The 25,391-nt window shown below is 69.3% G+C and carries 19 protein-coding genes and 2 tRNA genes; 11 read left to right on the top strand and 10 right to left on the bottom strand.

Translation table 11 applies throughout. The annotated features are described in order from the left end of the window. Nucleotides 1-122: 122 nt before the first annotated feature. Entirely contained in the window at nucleotides 123-776 is a 654-nt protein-coding gene (locus ACJ8AN_RS42085) for an RNA polymerase sigma factor (protein WP_407761292.1), read from the bottom strand. A 214-nt stretch (nucleotides 777-990) separates the two neighbouring features. Between ACJ8AN_RS42085 and ACJ8AN_RS42080 the strand changes: the two genes are divergently transcribed. The 7 genes from ACJ8AN_RS42080 to ACJ8AN_RS42050 all read left to right on the top strand — a co-directional run bounded on the left by ACJ8AN_RS42080 (nucleotide 991) and on the right by ACJ8AN_RS42050 (nucleotide 10,625). Beyond that, a complete protein-coding gene (locus ACJ8AN_RS42080) occupies nucleotides 991-4,011 on the top strand; it encodes a YncE family protein (protein WP_407761291.1) in 3,021 nt (1,006 codons plus the stop codon). Between the two features lie 226 nt (nucleotides 4,012-4,237). Continuing rightward, the gene (locus ACJ8AN_RS42075) at nucleotides 4,238-5,866 is read left to right on the top strand and encodes a M4 family metallopeptidase (protein ID WP_407761290.1); all 1,629 of its coding nucleotides are present in this window, start codon (nucleotides 4,238-4,240) and stop codon (nucleotides 5,864-5,866) included. 250 nt (nucleotides 5,867-6,116) lie between these two features. After that, a complete protein-coding gene (locus ACJ8AN_RS42070) occupies nucleotides 6,117-6,290 on the top strand; it encodes a hypothetical protein (protein ID WP_407761289.1) in 174 nt (57 codons plus the stop codon). A 44-nt stretch (nucleotides 6,291-6,334) separates the two neighbouring features. Continuing rightward, nucleotides 6,335-7,609 carry a DEAD/DEAH box helicase gene (locus ACJ8AN_RS42065; RefSeq protein ID WP_407761288.1) on the top strand — a complete coding sequence of 425 codons (1,275 nt, stop codon included), beginning with the start codon at nucleotides 6,335-6,337 and terminating at the stop codon, nucleotides 7,607-7,609. Nucleotides 7,610-7,642: 33 nt separating this feature from the next. Then, complete coding sequence (locus ACJ8AN_RS42060) at nucleotides 7,643-9,226, top strand: hypothetical protein (RefSeq protein WP_407761287.1); 1,584 nt, start codon at nucleotides 7,643-7,645, stop codon at nucleotides 9,224-9,226. A gap of 241 nt (nucleotides 9,227-9,467) precedes the next feature. Beyond that, a complete protein-coding gene (locus ACJ8AN_RS42055; protein WP_407761286.1) occupies nucleotides 9,468-9,923 on the top strand; it encodes a hypothetical protein in 456 nt (151 codons plus the stop codon). Between the two features lie 30 nt (nucleotides 9,924-9,953). Further along, the gene (locus tag ACJ8AN_RS42050; protein ID WP_407761285.1) at nucleotides 9,954-10,625 is read left to right on the top strand and encodes a hypothetical protein; all 672 of its coding nucleotides are present in this window, start codon (nucleotides 9,954-9,956) and stop codon (nucleotides 10,623-10,625) included. A 9-nt stretch (nucleotides 10,626-10,634) separates the two neighbouring features. On the opposite strand, the gene ACJ8AN_RS42045 is transcribed toward ACJ8AN_RS42050, so the two are convergent. From ACJ8AN_RS42045 to ACJ8AN_RS42010, 8 genes are all read right to left on the bottom strand, one after another. Continuing rightward, complete coding sequence (locus tag ACJ8AN_RS42045; protein ID WP_407761284.1) at nucleotides 10,635-10,850, bottom strand: response regulator transcription factor; 216 nt, start codon at nucleotides 10,848-10,850, stop codon at nucleotides 10,635-10,637. Nucleotides 10,851-10,925: 75 nt separating this feature from the next. Beyond that, on the bottom strand, nucleotides 10,926-11,096 hold the full coding sequence (locus tag ACJ8AN_RS42040) for a hypothetical protein (protein ID WP_407761283.1): 171 nt from the start codon (nucleotides 11,094-11,096) through the stop codon (nucleotides 10,926-10,928). Between the two features lie 17 nt (nucleotides 11,097-11,113). Continuing rightward, nucleotides 11,114-12,361: a sigma-54-dependent transcriptional regulator gene (locus ACJ8AN_RS42035; RefSeq protein WP_407761282.1), complete on the bottom strand. Its 1,248-nt coding sequence runs from the start codon at nucleotides 12,359-12,361 to the stop codon at nucleotides 11,114-11,116. Between the two features lie 231 nt (nucleotides 12,362-12,592). Beyond that, nucleotides 12,593-14,155 carry an ADYC domain-containing protein gene (locus tag ACJ8AN_RS42030; protein WP_407761281.1) on the bottom strand — a complete coding sequence of 521 codons (1,563 nt, stop codon included), beginning with the start codon at nucleotides 14,153-14,155 and terminating at the stop codon, nucleotides 12,593-12,595. 82 nt (nucleotides 14,156-14,237) lie between these two features. Further along, a complete protein-coding gene (locus ACJ8AN_RS42025; protein WP_407761280.1) occupies nucleotides 14,238-18,251 on the bottom strand; it encodes a protein kinase domain-containing protein in 4,014 nt (1,337 codons plus the stop codon). A 433-nt stretch (nucleotides 18,252-18,684) separates the two neighbouring features. Next, the gene (locus ACJ8AN_RS42020) at nucleotides 18,685-20,244 is read right to left on the bottom strand and encodes a polysaccharide lyase (protein WP_407761279.1); all 1,560 of its coding nucleotides are present in this window, start codon (nucleotides 20,242-20,244) and stop codon (nucleotides 18,685-18,687) included. A gap of 300 nt (nucleotides 20,245-20,544) precedes the next feature. Beyond that, nucleotides 20,545-20,617, bottom strand: a tRNA-Glu gene (locus ACJ8AN_RS42015). Nucleotides 20,618-20,622: 5 nt separating this feature from the next. Beyond that, a tRNA-Lys gene (locus tag ACJ8AN_RS42010) sits at nucleotides 20,623-20,695 on the bottom strand. Nucleotides 20,696-20,879: 184 nt separating this feature from the next. On the opposite strand from ACJ8AN_RS42010, the gene greB reads away from it, so the two are divergent. The 4 genes from greB (at nucleotide 20,880) to ACJ8AN_RS41990 (ending at nucleotide 24,279) form a co-directional block, all read left to right on the top strand. Next, on the top strand, nucleotides 20,880-21,452 hold the full coding sequence (greB, locus tag ACJ8AN_RS42005) for a transcription elongation factor GreB (RefSeq protein ID WP_407761278.1): 573 nt from the start codon (nucleotides 20,880-20,882) through the stop codon (nucleotides 21,450-21,452). Between the two features lie 316 nt (nucleotides 21,453-21,768). Further along, on the top strand, nucleotides 21,769-23,091 hold the full coding sequence (locus ACJ8AN_RS42000) for a PhoH family protein (protein ID WP_407761277.1): 1,323 nt from the start codon (nucleotides 21,769-21,771) through the stop codon (nucleotides 23,089-23,091). 27 nt (nucleotides 23,092-23,118) lie between these two features. Then, nucleotides 23,119-23,439 (top strand): YbeD family protein, encoded by a 321-nt coding sequence (locus ACJ8AN_RS41995; RefSeq protein WP_407761276.1) that lies wholly within the window; start codon nucleotides 23,119-23,121, stop codon nucleotides 23,437-23,439. 81 nt (nucleotides 23,440-23,520) lie between these two features. After that, on the top strand, nucleotides 23,521-24,279 hold the full coding sequence (locus ACJ8AN_RS41990; protein ID WP_407761275.1) for an SAM-dependent methyltransferase: 759 nt from the start codon (nucleotides 23,521-23,523) through the stop codon (nucleotides 24,277-24,279). A gap of 9 nt (nucleotides 24,280-24,288) precedes the next feature. Here the strand turns inward: ACJ8AN_RS41990 and ACJ8AN_RS41985 are convergent, their stop codons facing one another. Then, complete coding sequence (locus tag ACJ8AN_RS41985; RefSeq protein ID WP_407761274.1) at nucleotides 24,289-25,380, bottom strand: diacylglycerol/lipid kinase family protein; 1,092 nt, start codon at nucleotides 25,378-25,380, stop codon at nucleotides 24,289-24,291. Nucleotides 25,381-25,391 lie beyond the last annotated feature (11 nt).

Genomic DNA, 25,391 nt, shown 5'->3' with positions numbered 1-25,391 from the left:
GAGTACCCAGGAACGTCTCACTTCGCGACGAGGGTCCCCATCACGCGGGTAGGTCGGCGTAGCGCCGGGCCTTGCCGAGCGTCTCCCTCATCAGAGGCCCTCGCGTCCACTTGCCTTCCGGCTCAGCTCGAGGTGAGGCGGGTCATCACGGCGGCCACCACGCGGTCGCACCGTGGGGCCTGGAAGCAGAACGCCTCGTGGAGCTGTCCCCCCATCCGGGCGTCCAGTTCGTCACGCAGGAACGCTCGGGCCCGGTGGAGCCGTTTCCTCACCAACTCCTCATTGACCGACAGCACCTCGGCCGTCTCCGCCGTCGACAGCCCCTCCACCTCCCTCAGCATGAGCACCACCTTGTGGGGGGGGGGCAGTGCCTCGATGGCGGACTCCAGGAACCGGACGAGCTCGCGGTCATAGGCCCGCCGCTCGGGATCGGCTGTGTTTCGCCCCTCCAGCTTCATGTCTCCCTCCGCTTCCTTGTCCGAGCCTTCATCGAGAGTCACCAGCCGGTTGCGCTTCCGGAGGCACATCAGCGCCTCGTTCACCGCGATGCGGATGAGCCACGTCGAGAACCGCGAGTGGCCCTCGAATTGCGACAGGTGCGTGAACGCCAGGACGTAGGCCTGCTGCATCACGTCCTCCACCTCGGCCTCGTTCGACACCAGCGCCCTCACGGCCCGGTACACCTTCGGGTTGTGCCGGCGCATCAGCACCTCGAACAGCGCCGTCTCGCCATCCCTGACGCGGCGGGCCAATTCCTCGTCCGAAGGGGACCCCACGTCCGCCACCTTGAGTGATGCCCTCACTGTCTCCATGCCCTTCAGATGCAGCAGGCGGGGGGGACGTGACAGCCCCCCGCCGTGTGGGTTCCCAGCACCGTCGGTGAGATCCGAAAATAAATAAAATCCCTGTTTGTCACAAATTCCTCGCTCCGATCTCAGAGAGACCATCGGGGAGGCAGGTGCCTGCCCCTGGAGCCACGGAGAAGCGATCATGGGGAGCGAGTCGATGAGCAGCGAGTACGGGGGGCGGGCCTCCCGGAGGCCCTGGAGGGGATTGCTCCTGGGGGCCCTCACGGCGGGGAGCCTGGGGCTGGCGTGCTCGAGCGGGCAGTCGAAGCCGGAGGGCGGCTCGGGGACCCTCGGGCACCGGGCGCTGTCGAGCGCCTTCACCCCGCAGGTGCTGACGCCACCCGGGGAAGCGCCCCTGGCGCTGCGCTTCTTCGTCACCCCGGTGAAGACGGACTCCCAGGGGAAGATCCGGACGGGCGGCTCGACGGATCCGGTGATCCAGCTGGTGGGCGCCGAGCCCGCTGGCGAGCGCGGCGGCCTGCAGCGCTTCACGCGCATCACCTTCGGCAACGACTACATGACGGGCAAGCCGGACCCGGGCAGCCGGGTGGACCCGAACAATCCGATCCTCACCAAGGGCAACCAGTTCTGGCCGTTCCGGCCCCAGCCGTTCCGGAGCTGGCCAACGTCGCTGGCGATCACCCCGGGGGGTGACAAGGTCTACGTGGCGCTGCCGGGGCGCGAGGGCTACCCGGACTGGCGGGTGGCGGTGGTGGATGCCGCCAGCAAGACGGTCCGCAAGTGGGTGGATCTGCGGCCGGCGGGGCAGGGGAGTGGCACCCGTCCCACGGGGGTGGAGGTGTCCCCGGTCAATGCCGCCATCTCTCCCCATGCCTACGCGGTGGTGCTCAACCAGTACGCCAACTACGCCAGCGTCATCGACACCGTGACCGACTCGGTCATCGGCATCTTCCAGACGGGCTTCTACGGGGAGGACCTGGTCTTCAACGCGAGCGGCACGCGGCTGTACGTCACCGACCGGTTCAAGGACGAGATCCGCGCCTTCCGCATCGACCCGGGCCCCACCTTCACGCAGCTCGCCGAGATTCCCACCGGCGCCAACGAGCTGGACCGCGCCAATCCGCGCGACCTGGCGCTCAGCGCGGACGGCAGGACGCTCTACGTGGCCAACACCCTGGGCCACACCCTGGCCGTCATCAACGTGGAGAACGACGCCAACACCCGGGCGCAGAACATGGTGGTGGGCGGGCTGGCCACCGACGTGAAGCTCGCCGGGCGCTGGGGCTTCGTCTCCGGACAAGCCACCAATACCGCGCTCAACGGGCCCGAGGGCGCCCACGGCGTGGCCGCCCGGGACACCAGCGGTACGTTCCGCCGCAACAATGGCACCCCGCTCGGGTACATGCCGGTGATGGCGGACGCCACCAAGGCCACCACCTTCGATGACCTGGGCAGCGAGCTCAACGTCTTCGACACCACCACCCAGCGCTTCGTCTACCGCTACGTGGACGCCGGGCGCGACCAGTCGATGATGGCCGTTCCCGGTCAGCTGGTGGACCTGGGCGACTTCGCCGCCGGCCAGAAGATCATCCAGGGCAGCGGCCCGGAGCAGCTCTTCGTCAAGGGGGACCTGCTGTTCGCCGCGATGATGCACTCGGACAAGGTGGAGGTCTTCCGGATCAACCAGAATCCGGCGGACCCCTCGGGCATCCTGACCGAGCTGGGCATCCAGTTCACCGGCGGCATCACCCCGCAGGGGCTGGCCGTCTCGCCCGACGGGCACACCCTGTACGTGGCCAACATGAACACCGAGGACCTCTCGTTCCTGACGGTGAACGCGGATGGCACGCTCACCCGCGGTGGCTATGTGGCGGTGGGCGTCACCGAAAAGACGCCAGATCCCACCACCGGTGGCAATGGCAGCCACCTCTTCGCGACCGAAGAGGAGATCGGCCTGCGCTGGATGTTCAGCTCGGCCTACTCGGACGATGGGCAGAAGTCCTGCGGGTTCTGCCACTGGCAGAGCCGCAGCGATGGCAGCCAGTGGAACGTGGGGGCCAATGCCATCGGCGGGGTGAAGAACTGCCCGCAGAACAAGGACGTCTCCGACAACTGGCCCGAGTGGTACGAGGGGCTGAACAATGACATGACGGCCTACGCCTCCTCCTGCAGCGGCGAGCTGACCATCGCCGAGCGCAAGACGGTGCTCTTCCCCCAGGAGGGCGAGCTGGATCGCTACCAGGCCCGCGACCAGTACGTGCTGCGCAAGACAGCGGAGAACTCGGCCGCCATCGGCCGGCCCGAGCTGAATGGCAAGGCGTACCAGGCCAACTACAACGACCTGTCCTACATGGAGATCCTCTGGACGCAGAACGAGACGCGCCGCATGCCCAACCCCCTCCCCCAGTTCCCGGCCTCGGACGAGGCGGCGAAGGTGGCTCGCGGCAGGTGGCTGTTCACCACGAAGGTGGCCGAGGGCGGCTCGGGCTGCGCCGACTGCCACCACAACGGCAACAAGATGACCAACGGCGTGCTGGACGACACCTTCCAGGACTTCATCATCCACGAGCCGGGCGTCATCAGCGAGACCACCGTGGACGGCAACGGGCCGTTCCTGCGGCTGAAGAATGACTACGTCTTCACTCCGAACGGCGCGCCCCAGGACGAGGGCTCCCGGCAGAACATCAGCGCGCGCAACACCAAGCACCTGCGCTCGTTCTGGGACAGCACGCCGCGCTGGCTGCACCATGGCGATGCGCACTCGGTGCGGGAGATATTGCTGGCGCCGGACTCTCCGCTGCTGCGGCCCGGCGAGCGCGGCTTCAACTTCCGCACGGTGCGCACCGACCACCAGCGCGCGGTGGACGAGGACTTCCTGGGCGCCTCGCCGGTCGTCCTGCCCACCGAGGTGCCCATCACCTTCGCCGACAGCAGCGGCGAGCTGGCCGGCGATGGCAAGGGTCCCCTCTACGTGAGCCTCGACAGTCCGTTCGTCACCCTGCCGGAGGGGATCCCGCAGGTGGATCGGCTCGGCACCTCCAACCTGGCGCCGCTGATCGTGACGGTGAATGGTCAGCGGCAGCTCAACCCGGAGCTCGCCGCCAATCACATCCAGGTGCTCGAGGACACGCACGGCAAGACATCGCACCTGTCCGAGAGCGACCTCGATGCGCTGACGCTCTACCTGCTGTCACTCGAGTAACCCGCATGGCCGGGGGCGAGTCCGTCCTCGCTCCCGGCCTGACGGGATTCGAACCCGTGAACAAGGCGATGGAAAACCCTGGGCGTACATCTCCCTGTGCGTCTCGTTTTCTCACAGCTTGATGGTGCTCGGCAGCAGGCGGGGATGCGCGGCCGGCGATCCAGGCCCGCCCGCGAGGCGCAAGACATGCGTGTCACGCTTCCCTCTCTTTCCAGGAGTGAATCCGATGAAACGCACCCTTCCCGCGGCACTCGTCACGTTGACCCTGTGGGGCTGTGGTGATCCGGGCAGCACCCGAGTCACCTCCACGCGCGAGCTGGCCGCGGGCCCGGAGCGCACGGCGGCCGTCCAGCGCGCTGTCTCTCGGGTGATGCTCGAGGGCGCGAAGCTGGGGATGACGGCTCCCGAGGAGCTGTCCGCGCGCACGGTGCTGGTGGATGACGACGGCACGGAGCATGTCCGGCTCGAGCGGACCTGGCAGGGCCTGCGGGTCATGGGCGGCGACCTGGTCGTCCACCAGCGGGGAGACGCGGACGCGCGCGGCTTCAGTCTGGCGGGCCTGCCCTCGCTCGCGTCCGTGGCGAGCCGTCCCTCGCTGGACGCGTCCGCGGCCACCCTGCGCGCCCGCTCCGCCTTCGTCGGGAAGCTGAGTGGACCGCGCACCGCGAAGCTGGTGGTGGACGCGCGCCAGGGCCACGAGCCCGCGCTCGCCTACGAGGTGGTGCTCGACGGCTACCAGCCGGACCAGACGCCCTCCGAGCTGCACGTGCTGGTGGACGCCACCACGGGCGCCCTCCGGGGCAAATGGGATGCCGTCCACACGACCGCGGCGGTGGGCACGGGCGCCTCGCTCTACTCGGGGCAGGTGTCCATCCATACGGATTCCACGCTGCTCTCGGGCTACGCGCTGCGCGACACCACGCGCGGGGGGGGCTTCTACACGACGGACATGAACAATCTCGGCTCGATTCCGCTCGTGGGCGACGCGCTTCCGCTGCCTCCGCTCCTGGTGCCCGGCACCCTCTTCACGGACTCCGACAATGTCTGGGGAAATGGCACGCCGGGCAATCGCCAGTCCGCCGCGGTGGATGCGCACTTCGGCCAGCAGACGACGTATGACTATTACCGCACGGTCCATGGCCGCGACGGCATCGATGGCGCGGGCGGCATGGGCTACAGCCGCGTGCACTACGGCGACAAGTACAACAACGCCTTCTGGTACGACCTCTGCTTCTGCATGACGTATGGCGATGGGGATGGCACCATCCTCACCCAGCTCACCGCGCTGGACGTCGCGGGCCACGAGATGACCCACGGCATCACCAGCCAGACCGCGGGCCTCACGTACGAGGGTGAGTCCGGTGGGCTCAACGAGGCCACCAGCGACATCTTCGGCTCCCTGGTGGAGTACTTCGCCAACACCTCGCAGGACCCGGGCGACTACCTCATCGGCGAGACCATCTTCACCCCGGGCACGCCGGGGGATGCGCTGCGCTACATGCACCAGCCGTCCCTGGACGGAAAGTCGCCGGACTGCTGGTCCCCGAGCCTCGCGTCGCTCGACGTGCACTACTCCAGCGGCGTGGCCAACCACTTCTTCTACCTGCTGGCCGAGGGCTCCCACCCCGCCGGTGGCCCGGCCAGCCCCACCTGCGATGGCTCGTCGCACGGGGGCATCGGCCGGCTCGCGGCCGGGAAGATCTGGTACCGCGCCCTCACGGTGTACATGACCTCGTCCACCAACTACGCCGGGGCTCGCGCGGCCACCCTCAGTGCCGCGGCGGACCTCTATGGCGCGGGCAGCCCCGAGACCAACGCCGTGGCCGCCGCCTGGTCCGCGGTGAGCGTGAACTGAGACGCGCGGGAGCCGCCGCCGCGCCGGGCTTCCCAGGTTGTCCCCGGCACGGTGGCGTTGGCTCCACACGCACAGGCCACAGCGGTTCGGCGATGCCTCCCCGGCCGGCGCTTCCACCTGAATCAAGGCCCGCGCCACTCACTGCCCGAGTGACGGTTGGTTCGGAAATGCAACGGAGCCTGGCCCTTCCACCAGACGATGAGCCGCCAGGTGCGCTACGGTGGCCGCCCTCATTCCGCCTCAGGACACCATGCCGACCGACGACAAGAAGAGCACGACGAAGAAGGCCGCGACCCCACAGAAGAAGCCCGCGGCTTCCACGGAGAAGCCCACGGCCGCCAAGAAGCCCCACAAGGCCGGCAAGCCGTCCAACCCCTTCCTGGTGGAGAATCCGCCGCCGCGGATGCGCGGCAAGCGCAAGTAGCCCCGCCAGGAGGTCGTTCAACCCATCCGTCTCCGCGCCAGCCCATGACCTTCACTTCCCTCGGCCTCTCGGAGCCGCTCGCCCGTGCCGTGGCCGACCTCGGCTATGACGCCCCCACGCCGGTCCAGCGCGAGGCCATCCCCGCGGTGCTGCGAGGCCGCGACGTGTGGGCCTCCGCTCGGACGGGCACGGGGAAGACCGCGGCGTTCGTCCTGCCCATCCTGCACGCCCTGAGTGCGCACCCGGGCCGCGCGCCGAGGCAGGTGCGAGCCCTCGTGCTCGTCCCCACGCGCGAGCTCGCCGCGCAGCTCTCCGAGGCGATAGGCCACTACGGACGCTACCTGCCGAAGCCACTCAAGACCTGTCTCGCGGTGGGCGGCGTCTCGGCCAATCCCCAGATGATGGCGCTGCGCGGTGGTGCGGACCTGGTGGTGGCGACGCCCGGCCGCGCGCTGGACCTCGCGAAGCAGAACGCGCTGCGACTCTCCTCGGTGGAGACGCTGGTGCTCGACGAGGCCGACCGGCTCCTCTCGCTCGGCTTCGCCGACGAGCTCACGCGCCTTCTGGCCCTGCTGCCCGCCCGCCGGCAGAACCTGCTCTTCTCCGCGACCTTCCCGCAGGCCGTGCAGACGCTCGCGGCGCAGCTCCTTCACGAGCCCATCCGCATCAGTGTGGAGGCGTCCGCGCCGCCCGCGGGCGAGCAGGAGGCCCAGCGTGCCATCGAGCAGCGCGTCATCGAGGTGGACACGGACAAGCGCACGCCGCTGCTGCGCCGGCTCCTCGAGACGCACGCGTGGTCCCACGTCCTCGTCTTCGTGGCCAGCCGCCATGGAGCGGACCACGTCGCCCTGAAGCTGAACCGCGCCGGCATCGCCGCGGCGGCCCTGCACGGCGAGCTGAGCCAGGGCGCGCGCACGCAAGCGCTCGCGGACTTCCAGGCCCAGCGTGTGAAGGTGCTCGTCGCCACGGACGTGGCCGCCCGGGGGCTGGACATCGCGCAGCTGCCCGCGGTGGTGAACTACGACCTGCCGCGCTCCACCGTGGACTACCTGCACCGCATCGGGCGTACGGGCCGCGCGGGGCAGGCCGGCGTGGCGATCAGCTTCGTGACCGCGAGCACCGAGGCCCACTTCCGGCTCATCGAGCGCCGTCACCACCTGGCGCTCCCACGCGAGCGCATCGCGGGGCTCGAGCCGACCGAGCTCGCCCCGCCGGCCCTGGACCCGCACGGCGGCGTGAAAGGCAAGCGCAAGAGCAAGAAGGACAAGCTGCGGGAGGCGGCGGCCGCTGCCGCACGGGACCCCACGCGCAAGTCCTAGCGCGTATCATTCCGTCATGGTTAGTGTCGCGGCATGCCCCGCTTCATCTTCGCGAACCTCCAGGGCCTCTCCGAGGCCGAGCTCTCCGAGCGACTCGTGCTCCTGGCGCAGCTCCTCATCGAGAGCGACGTCTCGGTGGCCTTGCTCTGCGAGGTGATGGCGTCGAGCCGGAAGATCGAGGAGGCCGAGGCGCCGAAGGAGCCGCGCTTCAGCGCCCGGCGTCCCGAAGGGCCCACGCTGTTCGGCGAGAAGGTCGCGAAGGTGTTCGCGCAGAACGAGGCGCTGCGGCGTCTCAACTTCAGTTACACGCGCTCCTATCGCGACGAGCGCTACGAGGACCACCAGGAGGGAAGCCAGAAGGGCTACGGCACCCTGTCGAAGGGGCCTATCGAAACCACGCTGATCGGCGATTCATTCAAGGCTTTGTCGACGCGGGCGCCGCTCCGCTGGGTCACCCCGGATGGCATGCATGTGTACATGCTCCACGCCATCTCCAATCACGGCGCCGCCAAGAAGCAGCTCCTCGGCGAGCTGATTCCAGCCCTGCGCAAGGCGCACGGCGATACGCCGTGGATGATCGTGGGCGACCTCAACTGCCCGCCGGCCAAGCTGTTCAAGAAAGACGTCGACCTCTCCAAGGGCGGGCAGGTGCTGCCGATGGACGCGCTGGGATTTCCTGACGTCTTCGCCTGCATCCCTGGCGGCGCTACCCGCTGGAAGAGCGACAACCTGCTGGATTACGTGATCTCCAACGTGCCCTGCCGCGTCTTCCGCCTGCCCGAGGAGACGCGCGGGAGTCGCTCCGAAAGGGATTCCATCTCGGCACTGGAGGCTGCCGAGATCGACCACCGCCCCATCCTCGTCGAGTACCCGGAGCTGGATAAGAAGGCGGGCTCCGGCGCGTCGAAGCCGTCGCTGTCATCGAGCGCGCCAAAGCCCTTCGCCTTCGCCCTGCCCACCTACCCGGCCCGCTTCCAGCGCGTCCCGATCCTGGCAGACGGCAATTGCCTGTTTCGCGCGATCGGGCACTTCAGCGGGCACGATCACCTGGCGCTCCGCGCCATCGCCGTGAATCACCTGTTGCAACATTGGGACGAATACCAGGGCTTCGTGCAGCACCCGGGTTACGCGGCGGATCTCGCCGGAAACGGCGTGTGGGCCGGGCACCTGGCCCTCGTGGCGCTGGCCAGCCACCTGGATGTTCAAATCGTCGTGTATCGCTTCGACGGTACGCAGGTGCGCATCAACGAGAACGGCGCAGGCGGTCCGTACAACGTGTATTACACCGGTGCCCACTACGACGCGCTCGTCGAGCGCCAGGTGGGGCGCCCCCCGCGCGGACGGCCGCGTTTCGGCAACGTCCACCTCCCCTTCGAGCGCTTCCTCGTCAAGACCGTCACGGACGAGATCCGGAAGCTCGCCCGCCGCAGGCCGCACCGCGAGGAGATGGCCACGGTGCTCGCGTACGTCGTCCGCGAGCTGCAACTCAATCCGAGACGCAGCGAGATTCTCCGGCGCCGGGACGCGCAGGAAGCAACGGTCGCCGAGCGCGTCATCCGGTACCTGGTCCGCGCGTCCTTCAAGTTCGGCACCGGCTCGGGCCGCTCGGTTTTCTAGCCGCGTTCAAGCCGTCCGCCGCTGCTTCAGCGCGCGGAGCCATTCAGAGGTCGCGCGCACGGTTGTTCCGCGGGCATTCGGCTGAAATCAGGACTTGATGAGTAAGAGAACGGCAAGCTCATCGACGTCCGGAGCGGGCGCTACGGCCCGTTAGGGGGACCGCGGAAAAAAAAGCGCGCGCTTGCCCGTTTTTTCCGCTGGCGGTTCTCAACGAACGAACCCGCTACCACCGGAGCAAGCCATGAAGACCGCCCTGAAGTCCCTTTCCTTCGCCGCCGCCTTCGCCCTCGTCTCCCTGGCGACCCCCGCCAGCGCCAACGGCATCGGAGGGGCCTCCATGAAGGCCAGCAGCGTCGCGGACGACACCTGCCCCATCTTCTCCTACGGGATGCTCACCAACGGCTGCGCCGCGACCAAGTCGTTCATCGTGGCCCTGCCGTACTCCGGCACCGCCGGGTATCGCACCTTCACCGTGCAGGCGCAGGGGGCCACCACGAGCGACGTGAGCTGCCGGATCGCGGCCACCACCAACACCCAGTCCGGTATCTACGCGGGGAGCTGGGTCTCGTTGCCGGCCGCGGGCAGCCCGCAGACGATCAGCCTGGGCTCGCTCTTCACGGACACCCAGAGTTCCCTCTACCTGCTGTGCAACCTGGCGCAGAACGCCAAGGTCTTCTCCATCCAGTGGGACAACTAGTTCCCCGACCCCCACCCTGGGAGACCCGCCATGCCGCGCACCTCCACCCTGGCCGGAATCACCGTGCTGCTGGCCTTCCTGGGCTGGCAGAGGCTGGAACACACCTTTCTGGAGGAGCGCCACCAGCGGCAGCAGGCGGAGCTCGAGGCCACCCGCCATGAGCTCCGGGAGATGAGCCGGGCCCTGGGTGAGCAGCGGGCCCAACTGGAGCGCCTCAACCGGGAAGTGGCGCGCCCACGGGCCTCCGCGCCCGAGCTCACGCTGGCCCTCACCGCCGGGCAGCCAGCCTCCAGCGCCGGGGGAGAGCAAGCGGCCCCCTCGGCCCCACCCGAGAAACCGGCGCCCCCGTCCGAGCAGGAGGTGGTGGCCCGCCTGGAGGAGGCGGTCCACGGCGAGCCCATCGATCCACAGTGGAGCCGTCAGGCGGAGGAGCTGGCCCGCGCCAGACTGGAGCGCACCCTCACCACCTCCCGACTGGAGTCGGTGCACTGCGGCGCCACCGTGTGCCGCCTGGAGACCTCGCACCCCAACCAGGAGGCGCTGGAGCAGTTTCGCGAGCAGGTCCTGATGGCCCCCCAGCCGGTGCTCTGGAATGGGGCCGCCTATTCCTCCGTGCAGGGTGACGCCCGCGCGGGCACCCTGGTGACGGTCTCGTACCTGGCCAGGGAGGGGCGGCCACTCCCCGCGCTGGAGCACCCCTGACGAAGCCCTTCAGGGCTCGCCCGCCCCGAGCCGATAGGCACCCAGGGCGTTCGGTGGGCGGGCGCGCCGGACCGCGTTGATGGCATCGACCCGGTTGTTCACGCCAAGCTTCAGGAAGAGGTTGCGAACGTGGGTCGTGACGGTGAAGTACGCGACGCCGAGCTCCGCCGCGACCTCCTTGTGGCTCCGGCCCCGGGACAGCGCATCGAGGATGTTCCTGGTCATACTCCGACTCCCGCCAGACCCGCTTCCCCAGCAGCTCGCTGTGGATGTAGTCCGGCTCTTGTCGCGTCCTCAGGCCTATTTCGACAAGACAGCGCCGAGGTCCGGCTGGGTCTCTTGTTGGAGGATGGCCCTGCGCCAGTTGCGCTCGTCGAGCTGGCTCCAGCGCCCGGCCAGCTCCTCACGGGTCTTCCGGACGACCTCGTCCGGGAGGTCGCGCGGGGAAGCGTGCAACCCGACGACCTGCATCCGTACACCCAGGCCAATTAGACGCTGGCTCGGGCCCGGCGCTTCGTGGGGCGCTTGGACGCGGCCCGGCGCGGAGGGAGGCGCGGGAGGAGGAAGTCCTCGGGCTGCAGCTCGTCACCCTCGGCGAGCGCCGCCGCCCGCCGCACCAGGTTCTCCAGCTCGCGCACGTTGCCAGGGAAGCCATGGTCCATCAGGCACTCCACCGCCGCCCCGGACAGCCGCTTGGGCCTCGGGCCGCGCGCGTTGGCGCGCTGGAGGAAGTGCTCGGCCAGCACGGGAATGTCCTCCACCCGCTCGCGCAGGGGCGGCACGCGCAGCGGCACCACGTTGAGGCAGTAGAAGAGATCCTGCCGGAAGCGCTTCTCCCGCACCTCCTGCTCGATGTCTCGGTGCGTGGCCGCGATGATGCGCACGTCCACGCGCTGGGGCGTGGACTCGCCCACGCGCCGCACCTCGCCATCCTGCAGCGTGCGCAACAGCCTGGACTGGAGCGCGGGCGTCAGCTCCGTCACCTCGTCGAGGAAGAGGGTGCCCCCGTCCGCTTCCTTGAAGAGACCCCGGCGGGCCCGTGCCGCGCCGGTGCGCGTTCCCCTCGGCTGGCCGAACAGCTCGGACTCCAGTTGGGCCTCGGAGACGGCGGCGCAGTTGGCGAGCACGAAGGGTTTGTTCTTGCGCGGGCTGGCCGCGTGCACCGCGCGGGCGACGAGCTCCTTGCCAGTGCCACTCTCGCCCTGCACCAGCACCGTGGCGTCGCTCGGCGCCGCGCGCTGCAGGAGCGACGTCAGCTCTCGCATCGCCGGACTACGGCCCACCAGTGCGCTCGGACCGGGGCGCTCGCTGAACTTCCCGGCGTGCTGGCCGATCGTCGCCTGTCGCCGCGTCTGCTCCAGCGCCCGCTCCACCCGGTGGAGCATCTCGCCTTCCTTGAAGGGCAGGGTGACGTAGTCGAACGCCCCCCGGCGCATGCTCTCCACCGCGCTCTCGATGGAGCCGCTGGCCGTCGTCACGATGACCTGGAGGCTCGGAGCCACCTCCAGCGCGCACTTGAGCAGGGTGAGCCCGTCCATGGGGCGCATCTGAAGCCGCGTCAGCAACAGGTGCACTTCGCTCTTGGCGAGCGTGGCCAGGGCCTGCTCACCCGAGAGGGCTTCGAGGACGGTGTGGCCCCTGGCTCGCAGGAGGTTCGCGGTGATGGCGCGCGTGTTGCGCTGAGCGTCCACCACCAGGATGCAACCACGGTTGGCCGGAAGGGAGGCGTCGTTCACGGCTCCCGAGCCTACAAGAGTCAGACCGTCCCATGCTTCATTCCATGCAGTTCCGGTTCTTCTCCTTCACGATACTCATCGCGACCGCCGCCCTGTCGTGTACCTCAAGGAGGGCACATGAGGAACCGGGGGCAAAGGAAAAGCCCAGCAACTCCTTGAGATTGCCAGGCTTCCCAGGTTGTCCCCGACGGGATTCGAACCCGTCGGGGCGGGGCCGCGCGCGGCGGCGGGCTACTGCATCGTGTCGTAATCGCTCAGCGAGGGCAGGAACCCCATCAGCGCGAGGTCATGGTAGCTCAGCGCTCCCAGCGGCCCGGTGGACGTCGCGTAGCTGCCCGCGCGCTCCCACAAGTGGAGCTCGGGAGGACTGCTGAGCGTCTTGCCGACGTAGACGTAACCCTCCAGGGCGTTGACCCCATCGGGCACGAAGCCCGCCGGCACGCTCGTCCCCTCCACCAGCGTGACGTAGTGCCCCAGGCCATCCGTGTAGCGCCACAACGGGCGCGTGTCCGCCAGGCCCGGGAACATGGCCGGCACCTTCGGGCTGAGGATGGGGCCCTCGTAGACGGACGAGACGCCCGTCGTATCCAGCAGGTAGTCATTCCCATTCGGGACCTTGGGCACGTACACGAAGGTCCCCGTGGGGCTGATGTTCAGCGACGCCGTGGTGAGCAGCTCGCCCGTCACTTTGTGCTTGAAGCGATAGAGGCCCGCGTCGATGTACGACGAGTAGGAGAACAGCATCGCGCCCTGGGACAGCAGCGTCGCCGCGGAGAGGGACTCGCAGAACGGGGCCTGGCGCTGCGTCCGGGGGTCCGGCAGGTTCGTGGAATTGAGGCAGGTGCCGTTCAGCGGCAGGGTGGACCAGCGCTTCTTGGTCAGACACAGCGCCCTGGCGCGCCACCCGTAGCCCTGTTGGTCCTTCACCTGCGACGCCGCCCACGCCGTCTCGAAGAAGAAGTCCCCGCCGGTGCCAAAAGGACCGGACGCCACGTACTGCGTCGAGCCCACCGGCTGCGTCAGCACGTTCTTGGCGTTGAACATGACGAGCGGCGTGCCATTGACGGTGTTGGGCCTGCCCTCGCCGCAGTAGTCCGCCGAGGCCATGGTGGTGCAGGAGGCGTGGTAGCGCTTCGCCTCGTCGGGCGTCGTCGCCGGGCTCGGGCTGCCGTCCGGCATCGGCTCCGGGTTGAGCCAGGGCGTATAGCCCCAATCCACGCACTTGGCGGCCACTCCGCCATGGTCGAGCCCGCTCTCCGTTTCCGCCTTGTGGGGCAGGCAGGCGAAGAAGAACGCATCCCGATCCTCGTAGAGCACGCCCGCGCTCCAGCGGCCGGGGAGCACGAGTGCCGGCGCACTCCCCGGGCACAGCTCACCGTGCTCCGTCGACGACTCCCACACCACCTGGTACTCCCAGATGGTCTTCGACGGAGTCCCCGTGTACACGTTGACGTGAGGCCGGGCGTCCACGATCTGCAGCGCCACCTTCTCCCCGTTGAGCATCCCCGAGAAGCCCACCCCGATGACCTTGTCGCCCGAGAGGAGGTTCGTCTGCCATTGCCCCAGCAATTGCCCCTGGTCGATCCAGGCCGGGCTCACCGCAAGGCCCTTGAAGCTGGCGGAGCTCAGCTGAAGGGGAACCTGCTCGAGCAACTCGGCCACGGTGCCGCGCACGTGCGTCCCCTGCATGCTCTGGTAACCCCCGTTCGCCGCCTGGGTGCTGGTGGCGAAGAGAACGAGCGCGGTGCACAGCACCACCCCCATGGGCCGCACCTGCGATCTGCCGGTATCCATCGGTACACCCTCCCTGAGCGATTCCGCTCATTCCTGGAATTCCCGGTTGTGGGAATTTTACCAGGATAGCAGATATTGAGGCTCAGGGGTCATCCGGGACGGGCGGGTCGGCACAGACGCGCAGGCCGATGAGCACCGAGCGTTGCGAGAGCTCCCCGTGGACGTGGTTGCTGCTCCGGGCGCTGATGAAGTCCTGGTAGAAGCTGCCCCCCGAGCAGATGGCCGTCTGGGGCAAGGCGGCCCAGTGCACCCACTCCCAGGCATTGCCGGAGAGGTCGGCGACGCCGAAGGGGCTGTGGGAAGAGGGGTGGCTGCCGACCTCGTCGGGGCCGAAGGCGAGCGCCTGCTGGCCGTAGGTACGGTCGAAGTTGGCATCCTCGGGCTCGAGGCGGTCCCCCTGGGGGTAGAGGCGCGCGTCGGCTCCGCGGGCGGCCCGCTCCCATTCGTGCATCTCGCACAGGCGCGCCCCGGGAAGGCGGCCCGAGCGGGAGAGCCAGGCGACGTAGGCCTGGGCGTCGTCCCAGGAGATGCCGGTGACGGGGAAACGCAGCCAGTCCTGGTCGGCGAGTCGCGTGCGCTCGAGGTAGCGCACCCGCTCGCCTTCGCGGGCCCGGTAGGCGTGGGTACTCGGCTGAAGGGTGAGCTGCCATGAGCCCCCGGACAACTCGGTGAGCTCGACGCTGCCGAAGTTGCGCGCTTGCGGCCGGCGGAGGGCGCGCTCGGCGGGGGGCAGCTCGCGCAGGAAGCGCAACCACTCGGCGTACGTCACCTCATGGCGGCCAATGAGGTAGCCGCCGGTGCGCACCGGGTGCAGCGGCTGGGCGGCCAGGATGTTGCGCCGCACCAGCTCGTCGTCGCTGCTGCCGAAGAGGAAGCGGCCGGGCGGGACGTAGACATAGCCTTCAGGGACGGAGGCCGGCAGCGCGAGGCGGAGGCGGAGCTGCTCCCCACGGGCCAGGACGACGGGGTAGAGGACGGGAGGGCGATCCGGGAGCTGGAGCACCAGGCGGTAGGAGCCCGGCGCCAGCTCGAGTCCGGCCAGCGGCGTGGTCCCGAGTGGCCGGGGAGGGGAGGGCCGGCTGTAGCCTCCCTCCTCGTCATAGCGCTGCACGGAGAGGGTGGCCCCCGCCGGTACGGTCTCCAGGTGCAGCCGGGCCGGAGCCAGGAGGCGGCGGTGGTAGTCGCCGGTCTCGTCGTAGACGTCGAGCTGGCGCAGCAGATCCCTGCGCAGCGCGCCCTGGAGATCTCGCTCCGCCAGCAACAGGCGTTCGTAGAGCGCGCCCGCCAACTGGTAGCGCGTGTCGGCGCGGCCGGGGTCCGTCAGCATGGCCTGCTCCAGCCGCTGCCGGGCCGGGTCGTGACCGTGCTCGTAGACCCTGGTGCTCTGCTCGAGGGCCTGGGCCCAGGCGTCCTCCGCCTGCTTGTCCCGGCCGGCATCGAAGTCGGCGAAGGCCTGCCGTCGCAGCGCCTCGATGGTGGCGTCCTCGTGCCGCGCCCACTCCAGCGATTCCTGGGCGGCGGCGAGGTGTCCGGCCACCTGGCGCGCCGTCTCCCGGCGTTGCAGCAGGAGGTTGCCCCCGTAGACGAGCACCGCGGCGAGCGGCAGGGCCAGCGCGGCCCCGAGACGCACCAGACGGTGGCGGCGGACGGCCCGGCGCGAGGCGGCGAGGAAGGAGGCCTCCTGCGGCGCCAGCGAGGCGGGTCCGAGCGCCGTCACCTCCGCGAGCAGCCGCGCGCCCCACAGGGCCTCCGCCGGCCGTCCCAGACGCCGCCACTCCGCCGCCGCCCGCTCCAGGCGCTGGTGGGCCGCTCGCTGTTCGGCATCGCCGGCCAGCCAGCCCCGCAGCACATCCCATCCGGTGAGCAGTGCCTCGTGGGCCACCTCGTAGGTGGCCTCTCCCTGGGCCTCGCGTGCCACCAGCAGGCGCCCGCGCACCAGGGCCTCCAGGATCGTCCGATCCTCCTCCTGCGTGCCGCCCTGGCCCAGCAGCTCCGAGAGGGGACGCCGCGCCCGCGTGCCCTCGGCGGTGACGAGCCGCAGCAAGAGGCGGCGGGCCGCCAGCCGCTGGGCGGGCAGCAGGCGGGCGAGGACCCCATCGGCATGGCGGGCCAGCGCGCCCGACACGCCCCCCAGTGCCTCCAGGGCGGAGGCGGGGATGAGGCCCCGCGCGGCATCGCGCGCCTCCCACAGCTCGGCCAGGGCGAACTGGAGCAGGGGCAGCCCGCCCTCGGCGCGCCCCGCGGCCACCAGCGCGTCGACCAGCGCCTCCGACTCGAAGACGACGCCCCGGGCCCGCGCCGGCTCGGTGATGGCCTCGCGCAGCCCCTCCTCCGACAACGGCCGCAGCAGGTACAGCGCTCCGGAGAGCGCGTTGCCCAGCCCGGGGAGATCCGCCAGCCGGGTGAGGAAGTCCCCGCGCACCGTGGCCAGCACCCGCACGCCGGGGAGGCCCTCCGCGAGCTGCCCCAGGACTTCGGCGAAGAGGGCGGCTTCCTCGGGGGTGGCGAGGGTGAGCAGCTCCTCGAGCTGATCCACGAAGAGCAGGGTGTGGGTGGCGGCCGGGTGGGCCCGCAGCAGCCGCCCCGGCGCGGTGGGTCCGGAGCGCAGCGTGTCGGCCACGTGCGCCGCGTCCTGGCCCGACAGCGGAGCCAACACCGAGGCCAGCGCCTCCAGTGGGTGGCGCCCGGGCACCAGCGTCACCACCGTCCAGCCGCCTCCGAGCGCCCCCTCGGTGATGCGTGGCAGGAGGCCCGCGCGGCACAGCGAGGACTTGCCCGTGCCCGAATCGCCCGCCACCAGGACGAAGGGCTCGGCGCGCAGGCGGTCCAGCAGGGCCCGCACCTCCGCCCCGCGCCCGAAGAAGACGCCCCGCTCCTCGGCGGAGAAGGGGTGCAGTCCGGGGTAGGGCCGCTCCGCCACCACCGGCGCGACGTGCCCTCCCTCGCGCAGCGCCTCCAGCGCCTCGCGCAACGTCTCCGCCGAGGGAAAACGGTGCGCCGGGTCGGGCTCGAGGCAGCGGTCGATGATGGCGGCGAAGCGCGCGTCCACGCCGGGCACCACCGAGGCCACTGCCGGGGCCCGGTGGTTCAGCACGGCCTCCATCAGCGCGCTCAGGCCCAGCTCGGGGGGATACGGGGGCTGGCCCGCGCACATCTCGAAGAGAACGGCCCCGAGCGAGTACACATCGCTGCGAGCCGACGCCGCCTCACCGCGCCAGATCTCGGGCGCCATGTACCGGGGCGTTCCGATCCAGGCTCCGGCGACCGTCTGCGAGCCGCTGGCCGGCCGCGCTTCGCCCTCGGGAGACTCCCCCGAGCCGGGCCGCCCCGCTGGCACCCACGTCACCGACTCGTCGTCCCGCGTGCTGGCTCCGGCCTCCACGGTGGGCGCCGCCGGTGCGTTCGGGGGCCACGTCTTCGGGGGCAGCGTCGCCGATTCATCCGCGCTGGCCAGGGCTTGCGCGCTGGGAGCCTCTGGCGCGTTCGGGGGCCACGTCTTCGGAGGCAGCGTCGCCGATTCATCCGCGCTGGCCAGGGCCTCCACGCTCGGGAGGGAGGACCTGGGAGGCATGGCGGGCCGAGGCGCCGCCGCTCCCGTCCCCTCGGCGGCATCCAGCAGCTTGGCCAGACCGAAGTCGAGCAGCTTGACCTCGCCCTCCTCGGTGAGCATGGCGTTGGCCGGCTTGATGTCGCGGTGCAGCACGCCCTTGCGGTGCGCCGCCGCCAGCCCTCGCGCCAGGCCGATGCCGATGCCGAGCGCCTTCTCCCAGGGGACGGGCCACTGGAGCTTGTCGAGGCTGTTGCCCCGGATGAGCTCCGAGACCAGATAGGGGCGGCTCTGCACCTCGCCGATGCGGTGCACGGCGACGATGTTGGGGTGCTGGAGCCGGGCGACGGCTCGTGCCTCGGTGCGGAAGCGCTCGCGCTGGCTCTCGTCCGGAGCGACGCTGGAGAGGAACTTCACCGCGACGAGCCGGTCCAGCAGCGTGTCGCGCGCGAGATGCACCTGCCCCATGGCCCCGTTCCCGAGCGGTCGGAGCAGGCGGTACTCCTCGAAGAATGGCGGTGGCTCCCATTGAGGAGCAGGCGTACCCACGGCGGGTATTCTCCGCTTCCCTCCCTCTCACGGCAACCCGCGAGGCGCCCGGCGCTCCATTACGCGCCCGGTGCCATGGAACCCAGTGTCCCGGTTCTGTCCATATTCGCGGCGAGCTCCTTCCCCTCGGGTGTCAGCGACAGACCTCCGAAGGTGACGGCGACCAGGTGCACGCGTTGCATCTCGCCGATCAGGTCGAGGAGCTCGGTCCGGGGAATCCGCAGCGCCTCCCCCAGCGCATTGAGGTCGCTGTAGGGGCCCTGGCAGTAGGGAATGGAGTGTGCTTCTGGCCCTTCGCTCGGTGGGCGTTGCAGCGTATCTGGGGCCGCTTCAGCCTGCCCTGGGTGTGTTGCTCCCCCGAGAGGCCGTGCACATTCGTCACTGGATGGGTAGGCCACGGCGCACTCGCTCTCCGGGAGGCCGCGTCCCCGGGCTAGGGAGGCGGCTGTACCTCCTCCCGGGTGTTGCCCCGCTTCATGCCCGTGTGAAACACAGTGGTGGGCACCGATATCTTCGGTTCCCGATTCAACCCGAGCTTGAGATACACATTGGAGCCGGTGCGCGCTGGCGTCCGGGCGAGTACCTGCTGGTCGTCGTACCACAGCTCGGCGAAGCCCTGGGAAGGCTGCTCCGAGAACCCGAGGTGGAGGACGAACCGGTGCCAGCTCCCGCGCTGGAGCGGCGCGCTCCACAGCGGTTGAGCCTTCGAGGTGAGCCGGAGCTGGATGCGGTCGCCCCGGGTCTCGACGACGATGGGCGCCGCGCCCACGCCGGACGACGGCGTCCAGGAGACCAGGACCTGCCATTCCGGCGTCGAGGGGTAGTCCTGTGGGAAGAACGTGGCCCACCCGTAGTAGGCCTCGCTGCCTTCTTTCTGGGAATCCGACTGGAGCACCTGGCCGCGGTTCCCGTTCTCCACCTTGTCCCCCGGGAGCACGGTGAATCTCGCCGCGTGCTGGAGCCCGTCCAGTGGCGCTGGCATTCCCTCGACCTTCACCCGCTCCGAGCCCGGGTGCTGGTCCTGGCTCTGGACCTTGGTCCACTGGGACAGGTCTCCGGTGGAGAAGTCGCCGCTCCAACTCCGGGAGGGAGTGCCCTTCCCAGCAGGCTCCGGCTCCTTCGCGGGGGGCTCCGGCTCCTTCTGGGAGGGCGGTGGGAGGGTCCCGGGATTCACCGCCGCCAGGCTGGAGCCCGTCAACATCGGGGAGTGGTAGACGACGTTGACCGTGCCGATGCCGTCGTTCCGGTACAGCCCCTGCTTCACGTAGACGTAGGGGGTCGCGGGATACAGCGTCTGGATGTTCTCACGCCGGAAGTGATCGCCGTCGCACCACAGCTCGACGAGCCCGTTGTTCTTGGAGAACCGGACGTGGACCGTGAAGTCGTACCATTTGCCGGGCTCCACCGGATGGGTCCAGAGCGGGCTCGCGTCGTGGTTGGGATGCTGGCGGACGATCAGCGCCAGCATGTATCCACCCCCGGCACTCGCCGGGCGCTTGCGCACCTCGAGCGCGACCGGTGGCGCGCCCGAGATGTCCGACGGAGTCTTCCGCGTGTGGTGCCACTGCGTGAAGACCAGGCTCTTGATCTTCGCCGCCCCGGAGCCGCTGGGGAGGGTGGAGGGATCGAACAGCGTGCTCCAGCGGTAGTAGAGCTCCGTGCCTTCACCGAGCGGGGTGACATCGCTCTGGGACAGCTCGGCGCGCTCGCTTCCGCCCACGGGATGGTCGCCCGGCTTGACGGTGAACTTGAAGGCGCACGGGTAGCCGGGGGGCCTCTTTCCCGGGTCGGTGATCAGCTCGAGCCGATCCTTGTCGGCGAGCTGCGCGATGAACCACTGCGGAGGCTTGTGGAGCTTCTTGCTCCCCTTGTTGAAGTCCACCAGCTTGCACCGGTCGTCCCAGTCGGATGCCCGGCCGGTCCCTGGCAGCAACGCCAGCACCAGACCCACCAGCACCACCCACCCGCATCGCCGAGCCACCATCCGTTTCATGCCAGTCTCCTCCCGCTGTCCGGGTCAGACGTCAGGAGGTGGAGTGTGGAGAGCCGGCTCGTGATGCGCGTGCGAGGCCCCGTCTGATTCACGCGCCGTGAATCTCCGCACGAGCAGGGGGATCGCCAACTCGGCGCGTGGCCTCGTGACACAGGGACGGAGGTGCTGGATCGCGGGGCCGAGGCTTCGGTTCGAGGTGGAACATTCACCTCGTCCACGGAGGAGGACTCCGGGCCGGAGTCTGAAAACACCGAGGCCGGAAACCCCTGATTGCTCAGCGGCTTCCGGCCTCGGCTTTAGTGTCCCCGACGGGATTCGAACCCGTGTTACCGGCTTGAAAGGCCAGCGTCCTGGGCCTCTAGACGACGGGGACCTCTGTGAGTCGCGGGGGGCTCGAACCCCCGACCCTCGGCTTAAAAGGCCGGTGCTCTACCAGCTGAGCTAGCGACTCGCACTATTCTTTTTTGGGGGGCCGCCAAAATCCGCAACCCCCAGCCCGCGCGCGCTCTCTACCAGCACTCGTTCCAGAGTTCTACTGGCGATCGTCGCCCCCGTCACCTGACAACCACCGGTCAGATGGCCCGCCCCCGTGCCTGCTCCCTTTCCCTGCTTTCCGGAGGCGCTATACAGGGGCCATGCGTCGAGACGCCCGGAATTCCGAGGAAGCCCCCGAGGAGAACGACGAGCTGGAACTGGAAGGTGGGGAGGACGAGGAGGAGGAGAAGTCCTCCGGCGGCCACCGGCGCTACCTCACCCGCAAGGGGGCCGAGCGCATGCACAAGGAGCTGCTGCGCCTGCTCAACGAGGAGCGCCCCAAGGTCACCGCCGAGGTGTCCGCCGCCGCCGCCCAGGGCGACCGCTCGGAGAACGCCGAGTACATCTACGGCAAGAAGCGTCTGCGGGAGATCGACCGGCGCATCCGCTTCCTGCAGAAGCGCCTGGACACCGCCACCATCGTCGAGCCCACGGAGCAGAGCGACACCGGGCGCGTCTACTTCGGCGCCACCGTGACGCTCGAGGACGAGGACGGCGCCCGGGTCACCTATCAGATTGTCGGCTCGGACGAGATCGACACCGCGGGGGGCCGCATCAGCGTGGAGTCGCCCATCGCCCGCGCCCTGCTGCGCAAGAAGGTCGGGGACACCGTCGAGGTCATCCGGCCCCGTGGGGAGATCGAATACACGCTCGTGCAGATCCGTTACGTGTAGTCACCGGGAGGCGCCTCTACGACGCGCGCCTCCCTCTCGCCCCGTGTGATGTCTCCTGGGAGACAGCTGGCGGGTGTGGAGCCGTGGAACCGTCAGGGGTCCAGTGATCCGACGTCCAAGGGCGGTGCGGGAACTGGGTTGTTAGCGTGTGCGTTGATCCCAGGTACGCCTCCAGGTGGCCCCGGTGGGCTTCCTGCGTGGGAGGCCCGACCTATATTCAGGAGAGCACTCAGGCGCAGAAGCGGTCCGTCAGCAGGATTCCAGCCGCACGGGCGGTTCCATCGGTCGCACCCACTTCGAGGTCGCGCTCCACACGATGCGAAAGAACTTCATCCTCGACACCAACGTCCTTCTTCACGACCCTCGTTCCATCTACAGCTTCAAGGAACACAACGTCGTCATCCCCATCTACGTCATCGAGGAGATTGATCAGTTCAAGCGCGATCTCTCCGAGCTGGGGCGGAACGCGCGTCTGGTGGCGCGTTACCTGGACTCCTTCCGGGAAGAGGGCTCGCTGAAGGACGGCATCCGCCTGCCGCATGGCGGCACGCTCCGGGTGTGTTTCACCGAGAGGGACCTGCCGCTGTCCATGGCGGACAGCAACCTGATGGACAACCGGATTCTGTCGGTGGCCATTGATCTGATGGAGCGCGAGCCGCAATCGCCGGCCGTCTTCATCACCAAGGACACCAACCTGCGCATCCGCGCGGACGCGCTGGGCCTCCTCGCCGAGGACTATGACGCCGAGCGGGTGGAGATCACCGAGCTCTACACGGGCTTCACCGAGCGCCTGGTCTCCCGGGAGATGATCGACCAGATGTACAAGCCCGGAGCGGAGGTGGAGATCTCCGGGCAGGACTCGCTCTCGCCGCACCAGTTCGTGCTGCTCAAGGACGAGGCCAACCCCTCGCACACCGCCATGGGCCGTTTCAACGCGTCCCGGGGCCGGGTGGTGCCGCTCTTGCGCGGCATGAAGGAGGGGGGCGTGTGGGGCGTGCGCCCGCGCAACATGGAGCAGAGCTTCGCGCTCGACTTGCTCATGAATGACGAGATCAAGCTCGTCACGATTGTCGGCAAGGCGGGCACGGGCAAGACGCTGCTGGCGATCGCCGCGGGGCTCCACAAGGTGACCGAGGAGAGCGTGTACCAGAAGCTGCTCGTCAGCCGGCCGGTGTTTCCGCTCGGCCGGGACATCGGGTACCTGCCGGGCACCCTGGAAGAGAAGATGAACCCCTGGATGCAGCCCATCTTCGACAACGTGGAGTTCCTGATGAACCTCAGCCGCGCCGACAAGAAGGCCGGCCGGGGCTACCACGAGCTCATCGACCTGGGGCTGATGGAGATCGAGGCGCTCACCTACATCCGCGGGCGCTCCATCCCCAACCAGTACATCATCATCGACGAGGCGCAGAACCTCACCCCTCACGAGGTGAAGACGATCATCACCCGCGTGGGCGACAACACGAAAATCATTCTCACCGGGGACCCGTTCCAGATAGACAACCCGTACGTGGACGCGACCAGCAACGGACTCGTGCACGTGGTCAATCGGTTCAAGAACGAGAAGATCGCGGGACACATCACCATGGCCAAGGGCGAGCGCAGCGCCCTGGCCGAGCTCGCGGCCAACCTCCTCTAGCCCCCTGCGCTACACGAGGAAGCAGTCATGAAGGGAGACGGTCAGGCAGAGGGAGTCACGACGCAGGGCTCGGGCGACGGCGAGGAGAAGAAGCCGCTCATCGAGTACCCCACCGTCTACACCTTCAAGGTCATGGGCAAGCAGGCGCCGGATTTCGTCGAGTACGTGCGCGGCCTCTTCCGGCTGCTCATGGGGACGGAGATCTCCCCGGACTCCCTCCGTGAGCAGCCCAGCAGCAAGGGCACCTATGTGTCGGTGAGCGTGAGCGTGTACCTCCTGTCCGAGGAGCACCGGCGCTCCATCTACACCCGGCTGAGGCAGGAGCAGCGGGTCGTCTACTACCTCTGAGGACGGCCCTTTCCGAGGCCCCTCGCCGGGCGTGCGGGGGGAATTGGCGATTCGCATTCGGGGGTGTAGAAGGGGCTTCTCATGAGTCCGGCCGAGCCCTTCCCGCTCTACTTCCCTGGTGACGCTCGGCGCCCCTTCAGCTCCGAGTCCGCGACCCGGCGCTTCGCGAAGGTGGCGCAGTTGGAAGAGGGGGGCCGCGTGCTGGAGCTCGGCTGTGGCCCTTCCGGCCCGGCCAGCGTGGTGCTCGCCCAGGAGTTCGGCTGCTCGGTGGTGGCCGCGGACGCGGATGAGCTGGTGCTCGCCCACATGCGGGACAAGGTGCGCTCGCTCGCGCTGGACGGCCGCGTCGAGGTGCGGCGCGTGGATCTGACCCGGCCCGCCTTCCGCGAGGGCGAGTTCGACGCCATCCTCTGCCAGGGCCGGGTGTTGATGTCGCTGGCGGACGCGCTCGGCACCCTGCGGCCCCTGCTGGCCCTCCGGGGCCGGCTGGGCTTCACCTACCCGGTGCGCGTGGGCCGCGTGACGCCTCGCGCGGTGCTCGAGTTCTGGGAGCGCCGCCTGGGCTCCGGGTTGGTGCTGCCCCGCGAGCTGCTCCAGATTTTGGCGCACTCGGGCTTCGAGCCCGAGTCCGTCGAGTCCCTCCAGGACGCCGAGCTGGATGCGCTGTACCGGGAGCTGGAGCCCCACCTCGCCAAGGCGCCCGCCGAGCAGACCACCTGGCTGCACGAGGAGATGGCCCTGCACCGCGAGAGTGGCAAGGCCACCGCCAGCTACGCGTTCGCCGTGGCCCGCCGCCGCGAGCCGGGAGAGAAGCCTCCGGCCTCGCGTGATCGCGGGTAGCTCAGCGGTTCAGTTCACCGCGCCGTGGAAGTCGAGCAGCTCCACCGACTCGGGCGCCACGCTCAGCTTCACTTCCTCGCGGTAGCCGGCCGCGTCGCCGCCCACCTGGAAGGGCATCGGCCGGGCGAAGCGGATCGTCACTTCGCTCGCGTAGAAGTCCTGGATGCCCTCGGGGAACCAGCGGCCCGTCCACAGCTTCGGCAGGTTCGCCAGGATGCTCGTGGCCTGCAGCTGGCCCAGGCGCAGCTGCATCATCCCCCGGCGCTCCCCCGCGAAGGGGAACATGCGGAAGCCGTACCCGTAGAAGGGCATCGTCGCCGCCGCGGCCATCATCAGCTCGCCCTTGAAGAGCGTGGCCCCCGGGGCGATCGGCGCGCCCACCGGGTTGCCGTCCGGCCCCACGCGGTACGCCTCACCGCCCTTGCCGTTGATGATCTCGCACTCCACCCAGGTGGAGTTCGTCAGGTAGTGCGGCACCGTCTTGAAGGCCACCGCCGAGAAGTAGCCGCCGGGGCCCGACAGCACCTTCTTGAAGAAGCCGCGGCCCAGGTTGCTCTTCACCCAGATGTAGTCGTTGAGCAGCTTGCCATCCACGCCCAGGCCCGCGAACGGCGCGCGCTGCCCGTCCACCATCAGCAGATCCATCCGCCGGTGGCCCGGCACCTCGCCCGCGCGCGCCCGCACCACGTCCTGGAGAATCCCGTCCGAGCCGTTGCCGGCGTTGATGAACGTGGCCAGGCCATTGCCCGTGCCCAGCTTCAGCACGCCGAAGCGCGGCGCGCGCTTGCCGGAGAAACGGCCCCGCGGCTCGAGCTGGCGGAACACCTCGTTCACGAAGCCCTGGAACGTGCCGTCGCCACCGCCGGTGAACACCACCGGGTAGTTGCGCTCGAGCACCGTCTGGACGATGCGGCGGCAGTCCAACTCCGAGCGCGACAGGAACAGGTCCTGCTCCGGCACCACGTGTGAGAGGGACTTCACCACCCGTGCGTCCACCTTGCGGGCATTGGCGTTGAGCAGCACCGCGACCTTGTGCTCGGGAGCACCGGTGACGGACGGAATCTGGCGCGGATCCACGGAGCGGAGTGGCTGTACCAGCATGGAGCTGCCTC

This window comes from Archangium sp., from assembly GCF_045802675.1.
Classification (GTDB): Bacteria; Myxococcota; Myxococcia; order Myxococcales; family Myxococcaceae; genus Archangium.
This window is presented reverse-complemented; position numbering and strand designations above follow the sequence as displayed.